At 57.8% G+C, this 19,054-nt stretch carries 15 protein-coding genes; 4 read left to right on the forward strand and 11 right to left on the reverse strand.

Going from position 1 to position 19,054, the window contains the following annotated elements:
• Window positions 1-363 precede the first annotated feature (363 nt).
• Complete coding sequence (locus NB063_RS24345) at window positions 364-1,248, forward strand: LysR family transcriptional regulator (protein WP_250931628.1); 885 nt, start codon at window positions 364-366, stop codon at window positions 1,246-1,248.
• 6 nt (window positions 1,249-1,254) lie between these two features.
• On the opposite strand, the gene gluQRS is transcribed toward NB063_RS24345, so the two are convergent.
• The 8 genes from gluQRS to thpR form a co-directional block, all read right to left on the reverse strand.
• Window positions 1,255-2,259 carry a tRNA glutamyl-Q(34) synthetase GluQRS gene (gene gluQRS, locus NB063_RS24350; RefSeq protein ID WP_250931629.1) on the reverse strand — a complete coding sequence of 335 codons (1,005 nt, stop codon included), beginning with the start codon at window positions 2,257-2,259 and terminating at the stop codon, window positions 1,255-1,257.
• A gap of 15 nt (window positions 2,260-2,274) precedes the next feature.
• Window positions 2,275-3,663: an asparagine--tRNA ligase gene (gene asnS / locus NB063_RS24355; protein ID WP_250931630.1), complete on the reverse strand. Its 1,389-nt coding sequence runs from the start codon at window positions 3,661-3,663 to the stop codon at window positions 2,275-2,277.
• A 22-nt stretch (window positions 3,664-3,685) separates the two neighbouring features.
• Window positions 3,686-5,425: a sodium:solute symporter family transporter gene (locus NB063_RS24360; RefSeq protein ID WP_250931631.1), complete on the reverse strand. Its 1,740-nt coding sequence runs from the start codon at window positions 5,423-5,425 to the stop codon at window positions 3,686-3,688.
• Between the two features lie 97 nt (window positions 5,426-5,522).
• Complete coding sequence (locus NB063_RS24365) at window positions 5,523-6,566, reverse strand: aldose epimerase family protein (RefSeq protein WP_250931632.1); 1,044 nt, start codon at window positions 6,564-6,566, stop codon at window positions 5,523-5,525.
• Between the two features lie 152 nt (window positions 6,567-6,718).
• The gene (locus NB063_RS24370) at window positions 6,719-9,175 is read right to left on the reverse strand and encodes a serine/threonine protein kinase (protein ID WP_250931633.1); all 2,457 of its coding nucleotides are present in this window, start codon (window positions 9,173-9,175) and stop codon (window positions 6,719-6,721) included.
• A gap of 17 nt (window positions 9,176-9,192) precedes the next feature.
• A complete protein-coding gene (locus tag NB063_RS24375; RefSeq protein ID WP_250931634.1) occupies window positions 9,193-9,765 on the reverse strand; it encodes a sigma-70 family RNA polymerase sigma factor in 573 nt (190 codons plus the stop codon).
• A gap of 428 nt (window positions 9,766-10,193) precedes the next feature.
• On the reverse strand, window positions 10,194-11,339 hold the full coding sequence (locus NB063_RS24380) for a tRNA (adenosine(37)-N6)-threonylcarbamoyltransferase complex transferase subunit TsaD (RefSeq protein ID WP_250931635.1): 1,146 nt from the start codon (window positions 11,337-11,339) through the stop codon (window positions 10,194-10,196).
• Window position 11,340: 1 nt separating this feature from the next.
• Entirely contained in the window at window positions 11,341-11,991 is a 651-nt protein-coding gene (thpR, locus tag NB063_RS24385; RefSeq protein ID WP_250931636.1) for an RNA 2',3'-cyclic phosphodiesterase, read from the reverse strand.
• 85 nt (window positions 11,992-12,076) lie between these two features.
• Here thpR and NB063_RS24390 point away from each other — a divergent pair, with 85 nt between their 5' ends.
• The 3 genes from NB063_RS24390 (at window position 12,077) to NB063_RS24400 (ending at window position 15,807) form a co-directional block, all read left to right on the forward strand.
• The gene (locus tag NB063_RS24390; protein ID WP_250931637.1) at window positions 12,077-13,177 is read left to right on the forward strand and encodes a YheT family hydrolase; all 1,101 of its coding nucleotides are present in this window, start codon (window positions 12,077-12,079) and stop codon (window positions 13,175-13,177) included.
• A 364-nt stretch (window positions 13,178-13,541) separates the two neighbouring features.
• Window positions 13,542-14,804, forward strand: coding sequence for a TCR/Tet family MFS transporter (locus NB063_RS24395; RefSeq protein ID WP_250931638.1), 1,263 nt, complete (start codon window positions 13,542-13,544; stop codon window positions 14,802-14,804).
• Window positions 14,805-14,808: 4 nt separating this feature from the next.
• Window positions 14,809-15,807, forward strand: a complete 999-nt coding sequence (locus NB063_RS24400; protein WP_250931639.1) for an NAD-dependent epimerase/dehydratase family protein — start codon at window positions 14,809-14,811, stop codon at window positions 15,805-15,807.
• Here the strand turns inward: NB063_RS24400 and NB063_RS24405 are convergent.
• The 3 genes from NB063_RS24405 to NB063_RS24415 all read right to left on the reverse strand — a co-directional run bounded on the left by NB063_RS24405 (window position 15,779) and on the right by NB063_RS24415 (window position 18,821).
• Complete coding sequence (locus tag NB063_RS24405) at window positions 15,779-17,119, reverse strand: ATPase, T2SS/T4P/T4SS family (RefSeq protein WP_250931640.1); 1,341 nt, start codon at window positions 17,117-17,119, stop codon at window positions 15,779-15,781. The two genes, NB063_RS24400 and NB063_RS24405, sit on opposite strands and share 29 nt — an antisense overlap.
• Entirely contained in the window at window positions 17,120-18,325 is a 1,206-nt protein-coding gene (locus NB063_RS24410) for a type IV pilus twitching motility protein PilT (protein WP_250931641.1), read from the reverse strand.
• A 115-nt stretch (window positions 18,326-18,440) separates the two neighbouring features.
• Complete coding sequence (locus NB063_RS24415) at window positions 18,441-18,821, reverse strand: AtpZ/AtpI family protein (RefSeq protein WP_250931642.1); 381 nt, start codon at window positions 18,819-18,821, stop codon at window positions 18,441-18,443.
• Between the last annotated feature and the right edge of the window lie 233 nt (window positions 18,822-19,054).

Raw genomic sequence — 19,054 nt, forward strand, 5'->3', positions numbered from 1 at the left:
GTCCCCCGAGACCGAGAATGCAGGCGTTACCCGCTTTCGGAACCCGGGGGAGACTCAGCTAGGTGAGAGCGAAGATTTTAATCAGTCTGCCAGCAAATGACGCAGTCCGGCTAAGTCGTGGTGAATACGCGGATCGTTCATGCCGTGGCAGAATGATCGCGTGTTGAGGAAGGAGGGATTGTACTCGATGTCGATGCGCCGTACCGGTTTTCGTGCTGCCGAGTGTTCGCTCTAGCTACGGCGTCTGGGGCATCGTTGGCATTGCACTGGCCGCGATGCTAATGTGTTTGTCATGCAATACATGCATGGCAAATTCTGCCCGGGGGCAACGAGGTCGGAAGATCAGAGGTTTGGGAACCAAAGATGGACATGGATCAACTGGCGTACTTTCAGTGCGTCTCGGAAACTCGAAATTTCACACACGCGGCGGAGCGTTTATGCCTTTCCCAATCCGCGCTGAGCCGGGCGATTCAGCGACTCGAGGACGAGATCGGACAGCCGTTGTTCGAACGAAAGCCTCGCAGCGTCGAGCTGACGGATGCCGGTCTCATCTTCCAATCGCGTGCCGAGCAGATCCTGTTGATCGTCGAAGATATGAAGGCGGAAATTTGCGATGACGGGCAAACCGGCCGAATTCGGATCGGAGCAATTCCCACGGTCGCGCCGTACTTTTTACCTGATCTGCTGCGTCAGTTCGCCGATCAGTTCCCCCACGCGACCCAGGTCGTGCAAGAAGACACGACCGACAATTTGGTGCGGCGATGTAAGCAAGGCGAGTTGGATGTTGCGATCGTCGCGCTACCCATTCCCGCGAGATATGTGGAGATCGATAGTCTGTTCGAAGAGGAGCTGTACTTAGTCATGCCACCGGATCACCCGCTAACGCAAAAAAAGCAGATCCGTCTGAGTGACATTCAGCACGAGCCTTTTGTCTTGCTCAACGAAGCGCACTGTTTGTCTGACAACATTGTGTCGTTCTGCCGCCAGCGTTCGGTTCATCCGTTGGCGGTCGAACGCGCCAATCAATTGGCGATGGTCCAAGAACTCGTCGCGTTGTCGCACGGCATCTCGCTGATTCCTGAGATGGCGAAGAAGATCGATAACACGAAACGTCGTGTGTACCGATCGTTAAGTGGTGTGAAACCGAAGCGGACGATCGCGGCGATCTGGAATCCGTATCGGTTTCAAAGCCAACTGCTGATCCGGTTTCGTGAGACGCTTCACGACTTCGTGCAAGAACTGTCTTGATCGTGTTCAGGAATGCTGGACACGGTCGCGAGAGACCTTCGCCCAGTCAAATCGCTCGATCATTTCGCGGTGCCAACGAGCGAGCGTCCAGTCGGCGGTTTCGGTTTCGCTCGGGAATCCGTCGATGCGTCCGAACGCCGAGCGGGCGGCCCAAGCGACGATGCTTTCCGGTGCAACGCCTTGTTCTCGATATTGCGATAGCCGCGTGTCACCGTGTCGTTTGGCGAGTCGTCGTCCGTCTTCACCGACGACGAGCGGAACGTGGGCGTAGGTGGGGTGTGTGATTCCGAGATAGTCGTAGATTTGCATCTGGCGAAATGTGCTGACGAGTAAGTCATCGCCACGCACGACTTCAGTTACTCCCGCATCAATGTCATCAACGACGACTGCGAGTTGATACGCGGCAACGCCTTCTTTGCGTGTGACGGGAAAATCGCCAATCGACTCGTCGGGTTTGCAACAGACTTGACCGGCGACGAGATCATCAAACTGCATCCATGTTTTATCGACTCGCCAACGCAGGCAGTAACTACCTGCAGTCGGGAATGCATCGCCCGGATGCCAGCCGCTGCAGGTGCCAGGATAGAGCGTGTTTTCCGCGACAACCGTTCGTGCAGCAGCCAGTTGGTTTGGGCGCGTGATGGACTGTTCGTGCGGCGCCGAAGATGCGGTTTCGATGTCTTTCCGCGAACATGTGCAGGGGTAGACGCGATCATCTGCGATCAGACGATCGAGCAAGTTTTGGTAGAGCTCGGTGCGCTGAGTTTGAATGATCGGTTCGCCGTCATGTTCGATGCCGAGCCAAGCGAGGTCCTCGATCGCTTGCACGGTCGCCCACGGCTTGACTCGCGGGGAATCGATGTCTTCGATTCGCAAGATCAGTTGGGCATTTTGGGAGCGAGCACTCCAGTACGCGAGCAGGAACGTGCGGGCGTTGCCGAGATGTTGGGCGCCCGTTGGTGAGGGCGCCAAGCGGCATACCGGCGTTGCCACATTGTGGTTCGTGAGCACGTCGGCGGCCTCGGTTTAAAACTCCGCGTTGCCGGGAGTCCGTGGGAAGGGGATCACGTCGCGGATGTTGGTCATGCCGGTGGCGTACTGCACCGCTCGTTCGAGACCAAGGCCGAATCCCGCATGGGGCACGCTGCCGTAACGCCGCAGGTCGACGTACCACCAGTATTCTTTGTCGTCGAGGCCGGCCTCTTCCATCCGCCGCAACAATACATCGAGACGTTCTTCGCGTTGGCTGCCACCGATGATTTCGCCGACTCCCGGTACCAGCACATCCATTGCCGCGACGGTTTTTTCGTCGTCGCTAACCCGCATGTAAAACGGTTTGATTGTCGAAGGATAATCGGTCAGGATCAAAGGTCCGTTGACCAATTGCGTCAGGTGTTTTTCATGTTCGGCTTGGAGGTCGATCCCCCATTTCACTGGGTATTCGAACGACTCATCGCTCGCGGTCAGTCGCTCGACCGCCTCGGTGTAGGTCATGTGTTCGAACGGTTTGTCGACGACCGCTTTTAATTGTGCGAGTTTCCCTTTTTCGATCATCTTGTCGAAGAATTCCATGTCTTCGGCGCAGTCTTCCATCACATCGGCGAAGATGCGTTTGAGGAATGACTCGGCGAGTTTCATGTTGTCTTGGAGGTCGAAGAACGCAGCTTCGGGTTCGACCATCCAAAACTCGGCGAGGTGCCGTGACGTGTTGCTGTTTTCGGCGCGAAAGGTGGGGCCGAACGTGTAAATCTTCGACAGCGCGCTGGCGTACGTTTCGCCTTCGAGCTGGCCACTGACGGTGAGATGGGTCGGTTTGCCGAAGAAGTCCTGGGAAGGATCAAGAGGGCGATTGGAACCCGCGAGCTTCTCGAGGTTGAGCGTGGTGACTCGGAACATCTCGCCGGCACCTTCGCAATCACTCGCGGTCACGATCGGCGTGTGCAGGTAATAGAAGCCGGCTTCGTCAAAGAATCGGTGAATCGATTGGCTGAGCCGGTTGCGGACTCGCATTACCGCACCGAGCGTGTTGGTGCGGGCCCGGAGATGCGACCACTCGCGTAGTTTTTCGAATGAATGGCGTTTCTTTTGAAGCGGATAGGTTTCCCCATCACACCATCCGAGCACGCGAACGGATTCGGCGTGCAGTTCGGTTGCCTGTCCCTTTGCGGGCGACTCAACGAGATTTCCTTGGACGACGACGCTACAGCCCGCGGTCAGTTTTTGCACCTCGCTGGTGTAATTCTCCAATTCGGCTGGAGCGACGACTTGCAGGTTTCCCAAGCACGTTCCGTCGTTGATTTCGAGGAAGCTGAACCCGCCCTTGCTGTCGCGGCGGGTACGAACCCAACCGCGAATTTCAGCCGGCAGTGGCAATGCGTCACTGCGTCGGCAAGCGTCAATTGTCATCCAGTCCATGGAAAATTCACTCGATGGGGTGTTACCAGAAATAGTAATACAGGCCGGCGGTAGCGATGATGATACCAACGCCTGCCAGTCGTGCTCCCTTGGACGAATCCAAGTTCATCTGTTCATTCACCGGCATCGTTACAGGCGTCCTCAGCGGATGCAAGATCGTGACGACCAAACCAGTCAACAATACGATGAAGAAGCACAACGCCATACGATCCAAGAACGCGATTTGATCAGCGTACCACCATCCTTGTGCGACAATCATCGGGCCGAGCACCCATTTGAACGCGGCGTACGCGACGACGTTGACGATGATCCCTAGCGTACCGAAGTACCGTGGGGTTCGAGGTGAGAAGAAACCAAGCAAGAACACGGCCAGGATACCGGGCGAAATAAACCCTTGGAATTCTTGGATGTAAGTGAAGATGCTGGTGAAGTTATCCAGCCGAGGGGCGACCAACGCCGACAACAACACGAACGTGATGACGAAAACTCGTCCGACGACGACCAATTTGTGTTGGTCCTTCTCGTGAGTGACTTTAGCATACAAGTCCATCGTCGCGATCGTGGATGCGGAGTTGAGCATCGACGCGAGCGAGCTGATCACGGCCCCGGAGAGGGCGGCGAGGATGAACCACGAGATCATCGGATAGGGTTTGATCAGGTTGCGGACGAGCACCGGGAACGCGCGGTCATAGTCGTATTCATTGGTGGCGTTGTTAAACAGATCGGGCGCGAACAAGTTGTATGCGAGAATGCCGGGAATTACGACCAAGAACGGGATCAGCAGTTTCATGAAGGCTGCAAACACGATCCCCTTCTGACCTTCCGCCAGAGACTTCGATCCGAGGGTTCGTTGGACGATGTATTGGTTCAGACCCCAGTAGAAAAAGTTGGGAATCCAGAGTCCGACGATGAGGGCAGTCCAAGGCAACTCGGGGTCTTCCTTGGGGCGAACCATGTGGGTCTTGCCGCCGCTGCCGTTGGGGCCGTTGACAGCGACCGCTTCGTTGTCGACACCGTCGTTGAGCAGGATGAATCGCTTCCAGAACCCAGCCTCCTCCAAGTCAGCGACGGTTGCTTCGGAGTTGGCAACTTTGGTTTTGATCAAGTCTTCGGCGGGCCGCTCGGAGAGTTGGATGAATGCCATCGTCATGACGATGATACCGCCGAGAATCAACGCCGAGCCCCACACCAAGTCGGTCCAGGCACACGCCTTGAGACCACCGACAAACACGTAAGCCGCCGCAAACAGGGCGATCAGCCAGCACATCGCGGTCAAATTGTTGAGCACGGGGACGGTGTTGTAGTATTCCGAGATGAACTTCGCCCCGGAGAAAATCACTGACGAGGTCGCGACGAAGACCAGCGTCACGACGGCGGGAATCGCCATCACCAATCGTGCGATCGGGCCGAATCGGTATTCCAAAAATTCAGGAATCGTGAACAATCCGGCCTTGAGAAAGCGTGGCAGGAACAGGAATCCGACGACGACCAAAGTCACCGCTGCCATCCATTCATAAGAGGCGATCGCCATCCCCAGCCAGTTCGCGGCCGAACCCGACATGCCGACGAATTGCTCGGTCGAAATGTTGGCGGCAATCAATGAGAAACCGACCAGCCACCACGTCAATCCGCGACCGGCGAGGAAGTAATCCGACGCGTCGTTGGTTGGATCCCCATCATCCGGCTCGCTCGCCATCCAGATTCCCAGCGCGATGACGCCGATAACTGAGCCTAGAAACAAAACTACTTCGAGGATATTCATGAGCGAACAGAGGGATCGAGGGGAAAAGGCGTTTAGGCTCGGGTGCGGCAACGCACGTTGGGCGATGTTTTACGATATTTCGCAAACCCGTGTGAGGCTATGCGGTGAATCGATGGACAGTTTTCTCGTGAAAGTGGGCGCCCGGACGTAACAACGTCGTGGGAAAGTTTGGATGGTTAGGGGCATCGGGATAGTATTGCGTCTCGAGGCAGAAGGCGTCTTGAGGACCATAGCCGCCACTGCGTTCATCCTTTTTAAGATGGTTTGCTGTATAGAGTTGCATCGCGGGGAGGGTGGTTTCGATTGCGAGGCCCCGCCCCGATACCGGGTCGACGACGTGGGCGGCCGGTCGGAGCGTGCCGGCGGGGCCATCGACGACGTAGCAATGATCGTATCCTTTGGTTGCCTGCAGCGATTGGATGCGTGCGGCAAAAGAGGTTTGCCGCCGGAAATCGAAAGGTGTGTTTTCAACGTGAACCAATTCACCGGTCGGAATCAGGTCATCGTCGATTGCCAGAACTTCCTCGCCGTGGATGATCGCTTCGTGGTTGACGGCCGATCCCGAGTCGACGCCGCCTAGATTCCAATAGCTATGGTTGGTCAGATTGACGTGCGTGGGCTTTGTCGTCGTGGCGGTGTATTCGATGGTCAGCTCGTTGGCATCGTTCCAGCGGTACAGCGTCGTGGCGGTCAGTTCGCCCGGGAATCCTTCTTCCCCATCGGGGCTGACGAGGGTGTAGCGAACCATGTCTTCGCCGCGAGTTGCATCGTCTGGAATGATTTCGGTCGTCCAGTTGTGGTGCGAGAAATTAACGCTGCCGCCGTGGAGGCAGTGTTTGCCGTGGTTCGCAGTGACAGGGTACTCGACGCCATCGATCGTGAATTTGGCCTGGCCGATGCGATTGCAGAAACGCCCGATGGTGCTCCCGAATCCGGGGTGCGGCGCCAGATAACGTTCGATCGAATCAAATACGAGGTTCACGTTCGCGAGTTGACCGTCCCGGTCCGGCACAACAACCTCCAACAGGGAGGCACCCCAGTTCATGACGCTGATGTGGTTGCCGGAGCGATTGGTGAGCGTGATTTTGGTGACGGGGGCTCCATCCTCAGTTTGTCCGAACGGTTTGGTCGTGATGCTCATAGCGTTGCGGGGTGGGCGGTCGCGGCTGTTCGTTGACGAAGAGCCGAGGAGTTTACCCGCAAAGCACATCAAATCACTAGGCCCGCGAGCCCTAACTCGCAGGTCGGACGCGATTTGCCGCAGTCAAATGACGACGTCAGAGATAGAGATCACTATCGCAACTGCATCAGCACGGGGCTGCGGATCTCTTCGAGCGAGGGCACGTCGATGGGCGTGGTGCCTTCGATCAATTCGCTGGCTTCGGTGTAAAACGCGAAGAACTCAACGAAATCGAACCAGGGCGGTTTCGTCGCCGGGTTTCGTTCATCGCTGAGCATTGCGGTCACTTCTCCGATCGATTGACGTGATCGAGCTAACGCGTCGGCAGCATCGTCGGCCCGATTTGTGGCGTGCAAAGCGATCGCCATGGGGGCGTCGACGATCCAACTGGCCGGCCAAGACCGGTCGTCTCGGGCCTGTTCAAGCAGCTCGATCGCCCGTTCGTGCTCGCCGATTCGGAGGTGCACGAGTCCAGCGATGTATTGGCGAACGTTGCGTGGCAACTCATGAGGTGAGCGTGGCGGCCCGGTCCGATTGGATCGTGGTGGCGGGGGCTGATCCGAGTCGAATGCCCCCGGATCCCTCGGATTGCTGCCACTCGGTTCAGGACCAACCCAATCGGTGTCGCCATCATTTGGTCCGGTGAAATCAGATCGCGAGAAGTCAGACGGCATTCGTTCCGGAGGAGGACGTAACGGTCTACCTTCGGGTTCGAACAAGAATCCGGGGTGCCGTCGGCGATCGGGAGGACGAGGTCCATCGTCCCACTGCGGTGGTGGTTCCGGTTTGGCGAGTTCGGTGCGTGTCCACGCGGCCAGGTCGCGAAGCGATTGATCGCTCATGCAATCGCGGCAGGCCGCACAGGTGCGGACAAATTCCCACTGCTCAATGGGTTTGTGCAGAGCGATCTGACGATTGAGTTGCAGGCACAATTCGTTGGCGGCCTGCATGTGATCTGTCAACGTGAACAGTGCCACCACGCCCCACCACTGCGGCGTGTCGGTGGCGGCTCCGAGCGAGAGGGCATGAGCGTAATCGTTCGCCGCTTCTTCCCACATGTTCAACCGCGTGAAAAATTGGGCGCGGCCGATCCATGGCAAATCATAGTTGCGTTGCAATTCGATGGCTCGGTCGTAGTCATCCATAGCCGCCTTCCATCGTCCGGATCCGGCGTGCGTTTGTGCGCTGGCCACGAGTGAGTTCGCTTCCGTCACGACGGCGGCAAAACGTTCGACGTCGCGTTTAGCTTGAGTCGCTTCACGGAGGGCGACTTCTTTGAGATCGCGTTCGTGGTAGGCCACTCGCATCTGCCAGATGCTCGCGCCGGTACCGATCATCATCGCGAGCGCGACCAACGAGAACGTGGCGATCGCCACGCGTTGTCGACGGGCGAACTTAAGAAGTTGATACGACAATGTCGGCGGACGGGCTTGGATCGGTTGCTCGGTGAGATGCCGGGAGATGTCGTTGGCCATCGCCGCGGCGGAATCGTATCGGCGGTTGCGGTCTTTCTCGAGCGCTTTCATGACGATCCAATCAAGATCGCCCCGCAGCGTCGATGTCAGCCGTTTGACGTCCAATCGTCGCGCGTTGGAGACCGTGGTCATGCGGGCGTTCAGTGTCGTCAAACGTTGACTCGGCCGCGGTGGGTCTTCTTCCCGAATGATCCGACGCATTTCATCGAGTCCTGCCGAATCGAGTCGCTCGCGATCGAAGGGCGTTTCACCGACCAGCAATTGGTACAACAGCACACCGAGTGAATAGATGTCACTGCGGGTATCGACGTCCAGGCCGCTCATCTCGGCCTGCTCGGGGCTCATGTAGAGCGGCGTGCCAATCATCGAAAAGAATCGCGTGTAGATCGTCTTGTCGGTCAGCGATTGTCCGATTGCTTTGGCGACGCCGAAGTCAATGACTTTGACAACAGGCCGGTCATCGTGCAGCGTGACCATCACGTTAGACGGTTTGATGTCGCGGTGGATGACCCCTTTTTGATGCGCGTGATGTACCGCAGTGCAAACGTTCTTGAAGAGCTCTAACCGGTCGCGGATCGGCATCTGGTGCGCGTCGGCGAACTCACTGATCGGGACGCCACGGACGAGTTCCATGACGAAGTAGGGGCGACCGTCATCGGTAACACCGGCATCAAATACCTTTGCGATATTGGGATGGTCCATCATCGCGACGGCTTGACGCTCCGCTTCGAAACGGGCCAGAACCTCTTTGGTGCCGGTTCCAGGTTTTACGATTTTAAGTGCCACCTTTCGGCGCACGGGATGTTCTTGTTGGGCGACAAAGACGAGCCCGAAACCGCCTTCACCGATCTGTTCCATCAAGCGATAGGGGCCGATTTTCGAACCGATATGGTGCGGGAAGTCGATCTTCGGCACTTCCACCGGTGGCCGATCCAAGGCGTGGTCGGGAGCCTCGTGAGCCTGCAGTAACGCGTCCACGCTAGCGCGAAGTTCCGCGTCGCCCCCACAGGCTTGGTCGAGGTAAGCTCGTCGTTCGTGGGGATCGTTGAGGTCGATCGCTTCGAAGAAAATGGAACGTTCGGAGAGATGCGGCATAGCTCGGCTCGGCAATTCTAAACCGAGACGTCTCCTTCCATTTCGCGGCGCAGCCACGCTCTCGCGTAGGCCCAGTTGCGTTTGACGGTACGGGGCGAGACCCCGAGGATCTCGGCGGTCTGGTCAATCGTCAGTCCGGTGAAGTACCGCAATTCGACGAGCCGGGCCAATTCGGGATCTTCGTTGTCGAGTTTCTTGAGTGCGTCATCGAGGGCGAGCAGAGTTTCGGAATCTTCCGGGTGCGCCACGACGTCGTCAGACGAAAGGTCGATCCGCTGTCGATCACCGCCACGCTTTTCGGTTTTGCGTCGCCGTGCGGCTTCGATCAAGATTCGACGCATCGATTCGGCCGCGGCGGCGAAGAAGTGTCCCCGTCCATCCCAGTTCGGCTTGTCCTCACCGCCGACCAACCGCAGGAACGCTTCGTGGACCAATGCGGTCGGCTGGATCGTTTGCCCGGCGGGTTCACGCGTCATCTTTTGCGTCGCCAATCGGCGGAGTTCGTCATAGACCAGTGGCAACAACTGGCTGGCCGCTTGGCGGTCGCCGTCTTCGATGGCATTGAGGATTTGCGTCACTTCACTAGTCATTGGTGTCCATTGTAACTCGATGCAACGATGCCAAAATGTGCCGGGTAGACGCACATCGCTGGATGTTGACGGGTGTGTTGCTTGTCCACAAGGCTGTTGCTCGAGTTGCTGATACACGTGCGAGTCTTGTTGAAACCAGACGTGCTATTGGCCATGCGAGATCGCGCTCACGTGGGGGCCACCTTTTCAGGAGAATTTTGAAAGGGATTTTGCGGTGGGAAAAGCAGACCCCGCCTCTGGGGTCGCGGGGCGTTGCCTTGTGGAAGACTCAGACGCGAGCGGTCGAGCTGGACAGAGTCGTACTGGAGTTTTCGCCTCTCGCGTCGTTGGGCTCTCAGAGGCTCTGGAAGCGGGTAACGCCTGCCATTCTCGATTCCGGGGAGACCTAATGACGTAAACCGAGCTAGGCGAAAAGTGGTGCGGTCCAGTTAAAAGCCACGTTGCAGACCGGGGGTAATGTCGAGGTCGAGCGAGGCGAACTCTCCTCGATCGATCTTTTTCCACGCGATGGCGCCCATCACGGCGTTGTCGGTACAGAGTTCGGGTGGCGCGATGACAAGGTCGAACCCGTCTTGTTGGGCTGCCTCGGTGAGTTGTCGTCGTAACCTGCGATTTGCCGCGACGCCGCCACCGACGAGAAGTCGCCGCACGCCGTGTTCGGAAATCGCCCGTCGACTTTTGGCGACCAGTACGTCCACGACCGCAGCTTCAAACGAAGCGCACACGTCTGCTTTGACGTCATCGGTAAGTTCGAGTGATGAGAAGTCCTGCCGGCCGGGGCCGACGATCGCGTACCGGACGGCGGTTTTGAGCCCGCTGAAGCTAAAGTCGTATGATCCGTCATGCTGCATCGATCGTGGGAAAGCGAACGCCGAGTCGTTTCCCTGTTCGGCCCATTTCGCGACAGCCACGCCGCCGGGAAATCCGAGCGACAACATTGTGGCGACTTTGTCGAACGCTTCGCCGGCCGCATCGTCGATCGTTCCGCCAAGGTATGTTAGGTCGATGGCATCGCGGCAAAGGTACAATGTTGTGTGACCGCCGCTGACGATTAGCCCGATTGCAGGATAAACGCTCGTGTCCCCCTTTTCGTCCGCCGCCGTCGTCACCGTCGAAGGTGACGTGGAATCCGGTGCAGAGTCTGGTTGCCCGGCTGATTGAGGGCTCGTTGTCGGTTGCCGTGATTGGCTTAGCTGGCAGGCGTACAGGTGGGCGTGCAAATGGTTGATCGCGACGAGGGGTTTCTGCCACGCCATCGCGAGCGATTTGGCCGCGACGACACCGACGAGCAACGATCCGGCGAGCCCAGGACGATCAGCGACCGCAATCGCCTGGAGATCACTGCCGCTGATACCGGCCTGATGTAGCGAGGTGTCGATGACCGGGAGGATCCGTTCGAGGTGCGCGCGGGCGGCGATCTCCGGCACGACTCCGCCAAACTGTTCATGCAGCTTTTCCTGCGTCGCGATGCACTCGCCAAGCACGCGACCGCTCCGCGTGACCACCGCGGCTGCAGTTTCGTCACACGTCGATTCGATTGCCAGCAAAACGTCTTCGTTGCCGCATCCGCTCACCTTACAATTCCACCGTGTGCATCACGTTGTACGTCGGTCCGCGTTTTTCCAAGAAACTGCCGACGACCTGGACGCAGCGGGCGGTCATTTCACCGAGCGGGTCGTTTTCGTAACGTTGCCACATGTCGATGGCTGTTTGCGAAATTCGCCGACTGCCGCCGCGGGCACGACCGAGGGTGAGATGGGGAACATAATCGCGGGGTTCGCGTTTGAATCCCAAGGCCGCGTAACGGTCTTCCAATTGGCTGACCATCGCGGTGAGGGAATCGGTAGGGTCTTCGACCGTCGCGATGAGCACCCTTGCGCGTGCCAAGTCGGGTAGGAAGCCCGAACCGGTGAAGTTCAGCTCGAAGGGATCGAATCCGCTGCAGACGTCGGCGGCAACATTGCAAATCTCAGGGATTTGCACGTTCTCGACCTCGCCGAGGAATTTCAACGTCAGATGAAGATTATCTTCGGGAACCCACTTAATACCCATCGCGGAATTCGTCGATGGAGGCGAAACTGTAGCTCGCTTGTGCGTGGTCGACGTTTTTGAAGGTGTCGGCGATTTGGAGTCTGCAGGTTGCTTCATTTCGAGAATCCATTCAGACGCACCCTGGGCCAGGGATGCGGGTAATGGAATCGCGAGAAAGGTTCGAATGGTTTTCATGGCTGATAGTTGTACGACAAACCACGCCGCTCTTGAAGCGTCAGGGGGAAACGCATCTCGAGAGCATTCTTTCATGGATGGTGCGATGTTAGACGGGAATTTTGCGAGATGGATCCATGAGTTCGAGATTCCTGCCTTCGTCCCACACCGATTTTTGCGTGGTGGCCATTTGCAGACGCTGCTCGGGGCGCGGCCGGGCGACGCGCTGCGCCCGTTTGAAGCCAGCCACCGGCGACACATCATCCCGCTCAGCGACGGGGATGCATTGGCGATGCACGATGACGAGCCCGCAGGGTGGACGCCCCGAAACGGTTCGGTGCTGATGATACACGGCATTTGCGGATGTCATGCGGCTCCTTACATGGTGCGGTTTCAACGGCGTTTGGGCCAGCTGGGCATCCGGACGTTTCGGCTCGACATGCGAGGATGCGGCGATTCGGCAGCTCTCTGTCGGTCGATCACGCATGCCGGCCGGAGCGAAGATGTGTTAGCGGCGATCGAGTTTATCGCGTCGGTGGTCAACGATTCTGCGAGCCCGATCGGTGCCGTGGGCGTATCGCTCGGCGGCAATCAGTTGTTGCTGACGGCCGGTCGTGTGGGCAATGGTGTTCACGCCGCGCCTTCGGGATGGGATCGGGTGGGGCCGATCTTGGCGATCGCGCCGCCGTTGGATCTGCAGCGATGCAGTGATGCGATGCAGTCGGCGAGGCTGCGGTTTTACAATTGGTATTTCATCAAACATTTGCTCCGCCGTGCCTCGCCCCAATTGCGCTCGCGGGAGGACTATCAAGAGATGCTTCGTCAGCCGCGGCCGCGAACGCTGAGGCAGTTCGATCGCAAAATCACCGCCCCGTTGGCCGGATTTGAAAGTGAAACGGACTATTATGGGCAATCATCGGCGGCCTCGGTTGTCGGTGATATCGCGGTCCCGACTTTAATCGTCACGTCCAGTGACGACCCTTTGGTGCCCGTGGAGTCATTCTCTCCGTATTTGGCGGGAACTGACGGCGTGGGGAGGCATGACGCAAAGAGTCGAGGTGTCGAGGACGGGGGCCGGCCGGTTCGGTTGCACGTCTCCAACGGCGGTGGGCATCATGGTTTCTTGAAACGCGATCGGACGTCGTGGTCAGATGATTTGGTGAGCGCGTTTTTTGCGGGCGCGTTTGCAGCCCGTTCTGGTGGCTGAACATCACCTCACACACGATTACCTCGCCCACTATCTCCGAAGGCGAGGAGAGACGGCGTGCATCGACGACATCGGGATCATGTCCGGAGGGTTGGGGCACCGGTGGGAACGCGTGAATGTTCTTCCTACCCTGTGAAAAAAAATCGTCTGGGCTAATCTAGTGCTTCGTCCAACCTGAACTTGGGGGTTGCTTGAACCGCAGGGCTCGCGCCCCGCCGCTGAAAGACTTAGCGGAATACCGCAAGTCGTCCGGTCCCACACCGAGTTTTAGCACTGACAAAGCACGAGTGCCCCCGCCAGTCCTTTCCCCCACACGAGTCTTCACGTTTTGATCACGCCTCCGCACCAGAGACACGCTGCGGCGATGGCGTTCATTCTGCTGACGCTGTTCATCGATATTTTGGCGATCGGGATCATCATCCCCGTGCTGCCCGAATTGGTGATCGAATTCGTGGGTGGTGACGAGTCGAAAGCCGGGTGGTATGTCGGGATTATCGCGGCCACGTTTTCGCTGATGCAGTTTTTCTTCGCCCCGGTTTTGGGCGCCTTGTCGGACCGATTCGGACGTCGTCCCGTGATCTTGGGTTCACTGTTTGGGCTCGGCGTCGACTTCATCATCACCGGCCTTGCGACGTCAGTGGCTTGGTTGTTTGTCGGTCGCTTTATTGCGGGTGTGATGGGGGCGAGTTTTTCGACGAGCAACGCGTACATTGCGGATGTTTCCACCAGTGAAAATCGGGCCCGCAATTTCGGTTTGGTAGGGATGATGTTCGGGCTCGGGTTTATTATCGGTCCCGCTTTGGGTGGGCTGCTCGGCGCGATCTCGTTGCGGTTGCCTTTCTATGTCGCCGCCGGTTTGTCGCTCGTCAATTGGCTCTACGGATACTTCGTTTTGCCGGAATCGTTGCCGCCTGAAAAACGCAGTTCGACGATCACATTGCGGAGCATGAATCCATTTGGAACGATCACCCGGTTGCGATCCTATCCGATGGTGTTGGGGCTCGCCGTGGCGTTCGTCTTCAGTTCGCTCGCCCAACGTGGATTGGAGAACGTCTGGGTGTTGTCGATGGGGTTCCGGTTCGGCTGGGAAGAGCAGACGAACGGTTTGATGCTCGCGTTGGTCGGCTTGATGGCCGTGATTGTACAAGGCGGACTGGTTCGCCCCGTGATCCGTCGGTTCGGTGAACGACGCACGGTGATGATGGCGATGAGTGTCTCGAGCATCGCGTTCTTGTGTTATGGACTCGCCACGAGTGGTTGGATGATTCCCTGCATCATCGTGTTCGGATCGCTCAGCGGTTTGTCGGGGCCGGCGATCCAAAGCCTGATTACGAGCACGGTCGATCCGGCCGAACAGGGGCGGATCCAAGGAGCATTGACGTCGCTGTTGAGTTTGACGAACATCCTCGCGCCACTGATCTTCACCGCCGGGCTGTTTCGTTACTTCACGCACGAAGATACGGCGGTCCGCTACAACGGCGAACCGTTTGCGGGAGCACCGTTTGTGTTCGGTTCGTTTTTGTTGTTGGTCGCTCTCGGTATTTTGTACCGCGTGCTCAAACGGTTTCCTGCCAAGGTCGCGCCGATCGAATCCACGATTCCGGCTACCCAAGAACCCGTGGGTTGATCGCATGCGAATACTCGTCACCGGTTGCAGCGGGTTTTTAGGCAGCGAAATTGTTCGGCAGTTGATCGATCGAGGCGATGAAGTCGTCGGTCTGTCTCGACGGGAAACGCCGGATCTGGTGCGTCTCGGGATGCAGCACCATCGTGGCGACTTGGCCGATGTCGACTATGTGAATCGCACGATTGCAGATGTTGATGTGGTGATTCACACCGCTGCCGTGGCCGGAGTATGGGGGCCGTGGAAACACTTTTACGTCAACAATGTTGTCGCGACTCGGAACGTGCTTGCTGCCTGCAAAAGCTCCGGTGCATCGCAGTGTATCTACACGAGCAGCCCGAGTGTGACGTTTGCCGGGGGGCATCAAAGCGGGATCGATGAGTCGGCCGGGTATCCCGATCGATGGCTGTGTCATTACCCACACACCAAAGCGATCGCCGAACAAGAGGTACTTGCCGCAGACAGCGTTGGTGGGCTTCGCACGGTGTCGCTGCGTCCGCATCTCATTTGGGGCGATGGTGATCCGCATTTGTTGCCCCGGTTACTCGATCGTGCCCGTTCGGGTCGTCTGCGGATTATCGGCGATGGCGAGAATCGGATCGATACGGTTCACGTGACCAACGCTGCTTCGGCCCACGTCAGCGCGATCGGGGCAATTGCCTCATCACCGGAATCCGCCGCCGGGCGAGCCTACTTCATCGCGCAGGACGAGCCCGTTCGGTGTTGGGAGTGGATCTCGCGGTTGTGCCAGAAATTTGACGCCCCGCCCCCGACCCGGCACATCTCTTATAGGGCCGCTTATGCGATCGGTGCGACGTGTGAAGCGGTGTACAAGGCTCTCCGTCGCCGAGAAGAGCCGCCGATGACGCGATTCGTTGCCGCGCAGCTCGCCAAAGATCACTACTTCGACATCACGGCCGCAAAAGAGCGGCTCGGATATCGTCCAACGGTCAGCATGGAGGAGGGGCTCGACCGACTCAGCCGCGGCGAGAAAACACCCGTTTGAGTTCGTCGAGGCTGGTCAAGCCGCGGGCGACGGACAGGACGGCTTCGGCTTGAATGCCCCGGTGTCCTTCGGCCCGTGCAATCGAGAACAACTTGCTGGCGTCACTTGTTTGGACCAACGCGGTTCGGAATTGCGGTCCGGGGCGGAGGAGTTCAAACACGCCGATGCGTCCGAAATAGCCGCGGCCACCGCAGACGTGGCAGGGTTCGATCGGTGCCGGACGTCCGTTCTCGTCGACCTGTTCTTCGATCGGAGGGGGAATAAACGGTTGATACATCACGGGCACGCGGCCGGCGGGGATGCCGAGTTGGGCGAGCAGTTGTGGTGGCGGTTCGAAACCAACTTTGCAGTTCTCGCACAATCGTCGAATCAGCCGTTGGTGTAGCACGGCACCAAGTTGTTCAGCGATCAGCTTTCGCGATTCGGGGTAACGGCCCACGAACGACAAAAGAACCTCGATGGCGTTTTCGCCCGCGGCGCGGTGGATCACCTGGCGGTCTTCCTCCACCACCTTCTCCATGCACAGGTGCAATGATTCCGGTTCAGGAGGATTCGGGAACAACAGCACGTCAGGTTCCCGCAGCACCATCCGCTGGACCACTTGGAGTTCCGTTTTGCCGGTATCACCGCCGAATAGGTTCGAGGTGATGTTGATGATTTCCGGCTCTGGTGATTCGGCAGGTTCAAACGACTGGAAGTCGCGGATCAGCCGGTCGGCGGCATTGATGGCTACGTTCCACAGCGTCGTGACGCCTTCGCCTTTCTTGGCCGAGATCAAGACGACGTTGCCGTGGCCATTGAGTTGTTCCTTGAACTGCTCGACCATTTTGTCTCGCATGCCCAAGTCGGCGAGGCTGCTGAAGGGCACCTTTTCGGCGTCGAGTCGGCAGATCACACGTTCGCCCGTGGGCACGCCCTGCGACTGAACCGAGAGTTGATATTTGTCTTTGTTGACCTTCAGCCCCATCGAGCCCTTTTGGGCACCACGCCGGTCGGCCGGATTCATCAAACAGAGTTGTTTGAGGGCGTAGAGCATCGCGTCGCCGCTCTCGCGGTCGAGCGGCGGAAGTTGTTCCCAGTTCCCGTCGATTTGGTAGCGAATCGCGGTCGCGTTCTGCGAAAAGTCCATCAGCACGTGCGTCGCCCGGGACTGGATCGCGTGACCCAACTGGCCGGCGGCGATTAAGTAGCCGGCGCCTTGGCGGGTGGTGATCAGCAATGCCTGGGCATCGGTGCGCGATTCCACGTTGGGAACGAATTCCACGGGTGCCGCGGTTTGCCATAGTTGAATTTCTTCGGGTGCCTGTGCCACTTAGATAATCCCTGGAGCTTTGACATCGATGCCTTTGAGCGACATCTTCAGTGAGTCTTTGTTTGGAGCGACAGCAAATGCGGTCGGACGATCAATCAAGTCATCGTCAATTAATTGTTTCAAACTCATGGTGAAATCCTGCATTCCGTCCTCGGCACCGATCCGGATCGCATCGGGCAGTTTACTGTCATGCCCTTCGAGAACGAGTTTGCGAATCATCGGTGTGAACGTCATCACTTCGCACGTCGGCACGCGGGAGACGCCCGGGCGGATACTGCGGAGGAGTTTCTGAGCAACGATACCTTTCATATTCATCGCGATCGCCCCGCGGATTGCTCGGTGCATTTCCTCGGGGAAGAGGTCGAGAATACGACCGATGCACGTCGACGCACTTGCCGCGTGAATGGTCCCGAACACCAAGTGACCGGTTTCGGCGGCGTGGATCGCGGTCATGAATGTTTCTTCATCCCGGAGCTCACCGACGAGGATGATGTCGGGGTCTTCCCGCACCGCGTGTTTCATCCCGACGGAAAAGTCGACGACGTCTTGGCCGATCTCGCGTTGGTTGATCAGCGATTTGTCTTCGGTGAAGATAAATTCGATCGGGTCTTCAAGGGTGAGGATGTGTTTGCGGTAGATGCTGTTGATGTAGTTCAGCATCGAACCGATCGTGGTACTTTTTCCCGAACCCGTCACACCGGCGAGCAGCACCATGCCCTGTTCGTAGTGACAGAGTTTCTCGATCGAATCGGGAAGATAGAGCCCTTTGAAATCGGGGATGAAATTGCTAATCCGCCGTGCAACCAGCCCGATATTTCCCAGCGATTTGAGCATGTTGATCCGGAAACGCCACCGGACGCCGTCGACTTGGCATTGATACGAAAAGTCAGCCCCGCCCTCTTCTTCAAAGATGATGAGGTTGCGTTCGTCCATCATCGGCAGAAGGAGACGGACCATCTCTTCGGCTTCGATCGGGCCTCGGTTGAGCGGTTTGAGTTCGCCGCCGACGCGGACCATCGGCGGTTGGCCGACTTTCATGTGAAGGTCAGAGCCTTCGAGTTTCACCAACGCTCGGAAAATCTTGTCGACCTCGAGTTCGGTCGACTCTTTGAGCAAGGAGCTTTTTAGTCGAGCGGCGACCGCTTCTGCTGACATATCTCGACCGCCCACAACAGGGGCCGCTTTGGCAGGTTTTCCGTGTGACATGTGTTAAGGCCGAACCGGCGGGAAGAGAGCGAAAGAGTGAGGAGGGCTTAGCTTAGTTGATTGTAGGACGTCTGCGAGAGGAAAGTAGGAGGCTGACGACGAGACGGTTTGTGTATCAGTTCATTTTGCCGGCTAGGACGATCAGGCGATAAAATCCGAGCGAGAAACCGACGAACAACCCGGCGATTCCCAGGTAAGGTGTTCCGTTGCCTAGCCAGTGATCGATCGCGTAACCGGCACCGCCGAGAATCAACGAGAAGCTCGCTAATTCAAAACCGGCTGACGCCAAGTGCATGAGTGCTTGGCGATCTTCCACCGTTTCGGGGGCGACGGATGAGCGGTTGGGTTGTGATTTTGCGGAGGGATGGGGCGTGCCTGCCTGTTCTGCGTTTGCGGCAGTTGATTCGGACGCGGAGGAGGGGCTTCCGGGGGGGCTGCTCCCGTCAGGGTGCTTCTGTTCAGTTTCCGACTGGGACGCGTCCGGTTCGATCGGCATGTGAACGATTCCTAGAAAAAATGCTGGCGTTCGCGACTTGCGTGTCTAGGTTGAGATTAAGGAAAAATTCGGTTCTGGAACCTAATTGATTACACTTTTTAGGTCGAATTGTACAAATTAATCACCTAGCCCTAGAACCATTGGTGGTCCCTTGCCATAATGCTTGGGCAGCGAATTCTCCCATTACCAGAACCTTTAGGGGCTATTCTGGTGTTTGAGGCGAGCCGCCCTCG

The sequence above is a fragment of the Aporhodopirellula aestuarii genome, from assembly GCF_023701485.1.
In the GTDB taxonomy this organism is placed as follows: Bacteria; Planctomycetota; Planctomycetia; order Pirellulales; family Pirellulaceae; genus Rhodopirellula; species Rhodopirellula aestuarii.